Source organism: Pseudomonas flexibilis (assembly GCF_000806415.1).
GTDB lineage: Bacteria > Pseudomonadota > Gammaproteobacteria > Pseudomonadales > Pseudomonadaceae > Serpens > Serpens flexibilis.
Map to the genome: position 1 here is coordinate 60787 of NZ_JTAK01000008.1, position 6829 is coordinate 67615.

Genomic DNA, 6829 nt, shown 5'->3' on the forward strand with positions numbered 1-6829 from the left:
GACACCGTGATGCTTCCCTGGCTGATCCTGGTTCCCTTTCTCGGCGGTCTGCTCTGCTGGCTGGTCGAGCGCGTCAACCAGACGCTGCCGCGCTGGATCGCCCTGTTCGCCATGGGGCTGCTGCTCGCGCTGGGCCTGTGGCTGTGGCTGCTGGGCGACTACCGCCTGGCCCCCTCTCCCGCTGACGCCGGGGTCTGGGCCATGGAGTACCGGCAGGTGTGGATCGCCCGCCTGGGCATCAACCTGCACCTGGCGCTGGATGGACTCTCGTTGTTGATGGTGGTGCTGACCGGGCTGCTCGGGGTGCTGTCGGTGTTGTGTTCGTGGAACGAGATCCAGCGGCATGTCGGCTTCTTTCACCTCAACCTGCTGTGGATCCTGGGAGGCGTGGTCGGCGTGTTCCTGGCCATGGACCTGTTCCTGTTCTTTTTCTTCTGGGAAATGATGCTGGTGCCGATGTACTTCCTCATCGCGTTGTGGGGGCATAGCGGCGACGGCAAGAAGACGCGGATCACCGCCGCGACCAAGTTCTTCATCTACACCCAGGCCAGCGGCCTGCTCATGCTGGTGGCCATTCTCGGCCTGGTGCTGGTGCACTACCTGAACAGCGGCGTGGTTACCTTCGACTACGCCCGGCTGCTGGAAACCGAACTCACCCCCGGCATCGAATACCTGCTGATGCTCGGTTTCTTCATCGCCTTCGCGGTGAAGTTCCCGCTGGTGCCCTTCCACGCCTGGCTGCCCGACGCCCATGCCCAGGCGCCCACTGCCGGTTCGGTCGACCTGGCCGGCATCCTGCTCAAGACCGCCGCCTACGGCATGATCCGCTTCGCCTTGCCGCTGTTTCCCAACGCCTCGGCGGAGTTCGCGCCGATCGCCATGACGCTGGGGCTGATCGGCATCTTCTACGGCGCCCTGCTGGCCTTCGCGCAGACCGATATCAAGCGCCTGGTGGCCTACTCGAGTATTTCCCACATGGGCTTCGTGCTGATCGGCATCTATTCGGGCAGCGAGCTGGCCCTGCAGGGTGCGGTGATCCTCATGCTCGCCCACGGCCTGTCCGCCGCTGCGCTGTTCATTTTGTGCGGTCAGTTGTACGAGCGTGTGCATACCCGTGACATGCGACAGATGGGGGGCCTGTGGCGTCGCCTGCCCTGGCTGCCCCCCCTGAGCCTGTTCTTCGCCGTGGCCTCGCTCGGCTTGCCGGGCACCGGCAACTTCATCGGTGAGTTCCTGGTGCTGTTCGGTGCCTTTGCTGCACATCCCTGGGTGGTGGTGATCGCCACCTTCGGCCTCGTGCTGTCCTCGGTCTACTCGCTGGCCATGGTCCATCGTGCCTACTTCGGGCCCGCCAGCTCCCCGGAGCCGCTGCCTGGCCTGGATGGCCGCGAGATCGGCATGGTCCTGACGCTGGTCGTGCTGCTGGTGCTGCTGGGCATCTACCCGCAGCCGGCGCTGGATACCGCGCAGGCCAGCGCGCAGGGAATCCGTCAGTGGCTAGGCACGGCCATCACCCCATTCGCCTCGATCCGGTAGCCCGCATGGACCTGACGTTCGCCCACTTCATCGCCCTGCTGCCCCTGCTGGTCACCACCGGCACCGCCATCGCGGTGATGCTGCTGATCGCCTGGAAGCGCAACCACCGCATTGCCTATATCGCCTCGGTGGCGGGCCTGCTGCTGGCGCTGCTGTCGATCCAGCCGGCCCTGGAGGCCGCCCCCCTCGACGTGACGGCGCTGCTGCGCATGGATGCCTTCGGCTACTTCTACACGGCACTGCTGCTCGTCGCGACGCTGACCTGCATTACCCTGGCCCACGCCTACCTGGGTCGCAAGCCGGGCGAAGGCGGCTTCCCCGGCAACCGCGAGGAGCTCTACCTGCTGATGCTGCTGTCCGCCTCCGGCGGCATCGTGCTGGTCACCAGCCAGCACCTGGCGGCGCTGCTCATCGGTTTGGAACTGCTGTCGGTGCCGGTTTACGGCCTGGCGGCTTACGCCTTCTTCAATCGCCATTCCCTGGAAGCCGGCCTGAAGTACATGGTCCTGTCCGCCGCCGGCAGTGCCTTCCTGCTGTTCGGCATGGCGTTGCTGTATGCCGAGTCGGGCAGCCTGGACTTCGTCGGAATCGGCATCAGCCTGGGTACCGGCGAATTTGCCCCGCTGGTGCAGGCGGGCATGGTCATGATACTGGTCGGTCTGGGTTTCAAGCTTTCCCTGGTGCCCTTCCACCTCTGGACACCCGACGTTTACCAGGGTGCGCCGGCACCGGTGGCCGCCTACCTGGCCACGGCCAGTAAGGTCGGCGTGTTCGTGGTGCTGGTACGCCTGTATCAGCTATCGCCGGCCACCTATGGCGGCTGGCTGGATAGCACGCTATCGGTGATCGCCATCGCCTCGATCCTGATCGGCAACCTGCTCGCCCTGCAGCAGAACAACCTCAAGCGCCTGCTGGGCTATTCCTCCATCGCCCACTTCGGCTACCTGCTGATCGCCCTGATTGCCAGCAGCGGGCTGGCCGGCGAGGCCATCGCCGTGTACCTGGTCACCTATGTGCTGACCACGCTCGGCGCTTTCGGGGTGGTGGCGCTGATGTCCAGCCCGTTCAAGGGACGCGACGCGGATGCCCTGTTCGAATACCGCGGGCTGTTCTGGCGGCGGCCCTACCTGACCGCGGTACTCACGGTGATGATGCTGTCCCTGGCCGGCATACCGCTGACCGCCGGCTTCATCGGCAAGTTCTACATCCTCGCCACCGGCGTGCAGGCGCAGCTCTGGTGGCTGATCGGCGCATTGATCATCGGCAGCGCCATCGGCCTGTTCTACTACCTGCGGGTCATGGTCACCCTGTACCTGGTCGAGCCGGGCCTGATGCGCCGGGAGCCACCGATCAACTGGCCGCAGCGCGCCGGCGGCATCATGCTGCTGGCCATCACCGCACTCGCCTTTTTCCTGGGCATCTACCCACAACCCCTGCTGCAACTGGCTCAGGCAGCCGGCCTATGATCGTCGACGGCTGCTTCCTCCCGCTCGGTGAATAACCCCCAGGTGGACATGAACAGCGCGGCCACCAGTGGACCGATGACGAAACCGTTGAGCCCAAACAGCGCCAGGCCACCCAGCGTGGAAATCAGCACCATGTAATCGGGCATCTTGGTGTCCTTGCCAACGAGGATCGGGCGCAGCACGTTGTCCACCAGACCGATGACCCCGACTCCGTATAGCGTCAGCAACACCCCCTGCCAGATCTGCCCGCTGAGCAGGTAATAAATGGCCACCGGCGTCCAGATCAACGCGGCTCCCACCGCCGGCAACAGCGAAAGGAAGGTCATTACTACCGCCCACAGCAGCACACTGGGGATGCCAAGGAACCAGAAGATCAACCCGCCCAGGGTCCCCTGGGTGATCGCCACCACCAGATTGCCCTTCACCGTGGCCCGCACCACTTGGGTGAACTTGGTGAACAGCCGGTGCTTCTGCACATCGGCCAGCGGCAAGGCGTTACGCACCCGGGCCACCATGGCGGAGCCGTCACGGATGAGAAAAAACAGCAGATAGAGCATGACAGCCAGTCGCACCAGGAACTCAAAGGTGCTCTGCCCAAAGCTGAACGCCCGTGTCGCGAGGAACTGGCTGCCCTGCAGCAACAGGCCGGACAGCCGCTCACGCAGGTCCTGGAAGTCGCCGACTCCCAACCGGTTCAACTGCTGCTGCAGGGAAGGAGGCAGCCGCTCGCGAATCCACTCCAGGTAGGCCCCCAGATCCAGCTGGCCGCTTTCGATTCGCTGGTACAGGTTCGCGCCCTCCTGCACCAATAATGTTCCGATGATGCCGACCGGCAGAACGGCGACCAGCAACGTGGCACACAGGGTGATGGTCGCCGTCAGATTGGGCCGCCCGGGCATCCGGCGCGTAAGCCGACGCTGCAGGGGCGCAAAGATGATGGCCAGGATGACGGCCCAGAACACCGCGCCGTAGAACGGCAGCAATATCCAGATGAAGGCGATGGAGACCAGCAGCAGCAAGGCCAGAAAGACCTTGTTCTCGAGTCGGTGATTGGCCATGGGTATCCCTGTCGAGGCGTCCCCTGGCTTAGGCATTCCCGCTGGCGGTAAGTGCGGCCCGGAAAGTCAAATGGAGCCCGAAGGCTCCATCTGGGGGCAGATCAGGCGATGCTCAGAGCACCATCGCCGCCAACCAGCCGAAGGCCAGCAGCGGCAGGTTGTAATGCAGGAAGGTGGGTACGACCGTATCCCAGACATGGTTGTGCTGGCCGTCGACGTTCAGGCCCGCAGTCGGGCCGAGGGTCGAGTCGGAAGCGGGCGAACCCGCGTCACCCAGCGCGCCGGCGGTGCCGACCAGGCTGACGATGGCCAGCGGGCTGAAGCCCAGCTCGACGCCCAGCGGAACGAAGATGGCCGCGATGATCGGCACCGTGGAGAACGAGGAGCCGATGCCCATGGTCACCAGCAAGCCCACCAGCAGCATCAGCAGCGCACCCAACGCCTTGCTGTTGCCGATCCAGGCCACCGACGCTTCAACCAGCGCACCGACCTGCCCGGTTTCGCGCATCACCTCGGCAAAACCGGCGGCTGCAATCATGATGAAGCCGATCATGGCCATCATCTTCATGCCTTCAGTAAACAGGTCATCCGCCTCGCGCCACCGCACGACGCCGGACGCCGAGAAAATCACGAAACCGATCAGCGCTCCGATGATCATCGAATCCAGCCACAGCTGAATAACGAACGCCGCGGCGACCGCCAACACGGCGACCAGCATGCTCTTGGGGCTGTAACGGACAGCCACTCGCTTGGTCTGCTCGATCCGCTCCATGTCGTAGCTGCGCGCCTTGCGATAACTGAACAGGGCGATGAGAAGACCGCTCACCATGCCGAGTGCTGGAATCAGCATGGCCTGGGTGACCTGGATACCGCTGGTATCCACCCCGGCGCGCGCCACGTTGGCCAGCAGGATGTCGTTCAGGAAGATGCTGCCGAACCCCACCGGCAGGAACATGTACGGCGTCACCAGGCCAAAGGTCAGCACACAGGCGATCAGGCGCCGATCGATCTTCAGCTGGCTAAGTACATACAGCAGAGGCGGCACCAGCAATGGGATGAAGGCGATGTGGATGGGCAGGATGTTCTGGGAGGAAATCGCCACACTCATCAGCAAACCGATCATGGCCCACTTGAGCAGCCCGGTCCCCCGCTTGGCCTGCTGGCCGACCAGAATCAGCGCCTTGTCGGCCAGGGCATGCGCCAGACCGGACTTGGCGATGGCCACCGCAAAAGCACCCAACAAAGCATAGGACAGCGCAACGGTCGCACCGCCGCCCAGCCCCTTGTTGAAGGCACTCAGTGAACCCTCAAGCCCCAGGCCACCCAACAGACCACCCGCCAGCGCACCGACAATCAGGGCAATCACCACATGCACGCGGGACAGGCTGAGGATCAGCATGAGGCCAACGGCTACGACTACAGCATTCATAGGAGTTCTCTGCGAATACGCGCGAAAAAAACGCGCATTCTCCGCATCTGAGCCCGAAAAATCCAGCGTTCCTGCGCTCCGGCTGTCCCTTGCGGCATGCACCCGTATAATGCGCTCGCCGCTTGTAGAAGGACGTCCCGTGAGCAGTATCCATATCTCCCGTCCAGCCTTGGAAATACGTGCTGGATCCCTCGCCCTTGCACACATCCGCGAGCGCGGCCTGAATCCTGAAGATGTCGCCATCCTCCCAGGGGCGGCTGGCGGACCCAAGGCCCTTGGCATTCAGGGCCTGGACCTGGCGCTCTTCGGTGACTGGTTGCCACGCGCACCTCGCATACGGACGCTGATCGGGGCATCCATTGGCTCATGGCGCTTCGCCAGCGCTTGCCTGCCCGATCCCGTGGCGGGTTTCCGCCGCCTCGGCGAGCTCTACACCAGCCTGCGTTTCGGTCGCAAGACAAGCATCGCCGAAGTAACCCGCAGTTGCCGAGAAATGCTCGAAGCACTGCTGCAGGATCAGGACGACGCGATCCTCGACAATGCGCATTATCGGCTCACCGTGATGGTCGTTCGCAGTCAGGGCCTGCTCGCGGGTGAGCGCCGACTGCAGGTTGCCCTTGGCCTGACCTCCGTGATCGCCAGCAATTTGCTGAGCCGACGACGCCTGGCAGGCCATTTCGAGCGTATCGTCATGCATGACCCGCGGCAGGCACCCCCGCTCGGAGAACTGAGCGATTTTCCCTCGCGCTGCATCCCAATGGATCGGCTCAATCTGCGAGCCGCGTTGCTGGCTTCCGGCTCCATCCCGCTGGTCATGGAAGGCATTCGCGATATTCCGGGAGTGGGACCAGGCACCTATCGTGACGGCGGATTGCTGGATTATCACCTCGACCTGCCCTACCAGGAGCCGGGACTGGTTCTTTACCCGCACTTCACCCATCGCGTCATCCCCGGCTGGTTCGATAAGAGCATGCCTTGGCGTAAGGCCGACCAACAAAGGCTCTCCCGCGTGGTACTGCTGTCGCCGTCAGCCGAGTACCTCGATGGCCTCCCGCACGGAAAACTGCCTGACCGAACCGACTTCAAACGTTACCTTGGGAATGATGAAGGTCGTGCTCGCTATTGGCGTCAGGCCATGGCAGAAAGCCAGCGGCTGGGTGATGAGTTCTTGGATCTCGTGGAAAACGGAAAGCTGTCGGAGCGCCTGAAGCCGCTTTGATCATGTGAACTGCGGCCGAGGTGTCGGCTGCAGTTCGCTGTTTTCTAAGCAGAAAAATACAAAACCCCAACCCGCGGTTGCGGATTGGGGTTTTGGTTTTAGGTGCTTGACGATGACCTAA

At 63.4% G+C, this 6829-nt stretch carries 5 protein-coding genes; 3 read left to right on the top strand and 2 right to left on the bottom strand.

Translation table 11 applies throughout. From position 1 onward, the window contains the following. Positions 1-6: 6 nt before the first annotated feature. Entirely contained in the window at positions 7-1536 is a 1530-nt protein-coding gene (gene nuoM / locus PT85_RS16465; RefSeq protein WP_039562115.1) for an NADH-quinone oxidoreductase subunit M, read from the top strand. 5 nt (positions 1537-1541) lie between these two features. Then, a complete protein-coding gene (nuoN, locus tag PT85_RS16470; RefSeq protein WP_039562114.1) occupies positions 1542-3002 on the top strand; it encodes an NADH-quinone oxidoreductase subunit NuoN in 1461 nt (486 codons plus the stop codon). On the opposite strand, the gene PT85_RS16475 is transcribed toward nuoN, so the two are convergent. Then, positions 2984-4060: an AI-2E family transporter gene (locus tag PT85_RS16475; protein WP_039607264.1), complete on the bottom strand. Its 1077-nt coding sequence runs from the start codon at positions 4058-4060 to the stop codon at positions 2984-2986. The genes nuoN and PT85_RS16475 overlap by 19 nt on opposite strands. A gap of 112 nt (positions 4061-4172) precedes the next feature. Further along, positions 4173-5489 carry a Na+/H+ antiporter family protein gene (locus tag PT85_RS16480; protein WP_039607265.1) on the bottom strand — a complete coding sequence of 439 codons (1317 nt, stop codon included), beginning with the start codon at positions 5487-5489 and terminating at the stop codon, positions 4173-4175. Positions 5490-5598: 109 nt separating this feature from the next. On the opposite strand from PT85_RS16480, the gene PT85_RS16485 reads away from it, so the two are divergent. Continuing rightward, positions 5599-6708 carry a patatin-like phospholipase family protein gene (locus PT85_RS16485; RefSeq protein WP_407681109.1) on the top strand — a complete coding sequence of 370 codons (1110 nt, stop codon included), beginning with the start codon at positions 5599-5601 and terminating at the stop codon, positions 6706-6708. The last annotated feature ends 121 nt before the right edge of the window (positions 6709-6829 follow it).

Excerpts from the sequence above, each read along its gene's own strand:
- nuoN (WP_039562114.1), top strand. The coding sequence starts at position 1,542 with ATGGACCTGACGTTCGCCCACTTCATCGCCCTGCTGCCCCTGCTGGTC.
- PT85_RS16485 (WP_407681109.1), top strand. The coding sequence starts at position 5,599 with ATGCGCTCGCCGCTTGTAGAAGGACGTCCCGTGAGCAGTATCCATATC.
- PT85_RS16475 (WP_039607264.1), bottom strand. The coding sequence starts at position 4,060 with ATGGCCAATCACCGACTCGAGAACAAGGTCTTTCTGGCCTTGCTGCTG.
- PT85_RS16480 (WP_039607265.1), bottom strand. The coding sequence starts at position 5,489 with ATGAATGCTGTAGTCGTAGCCGTTGGCCTCATGCTGATCCTCAGCCTG.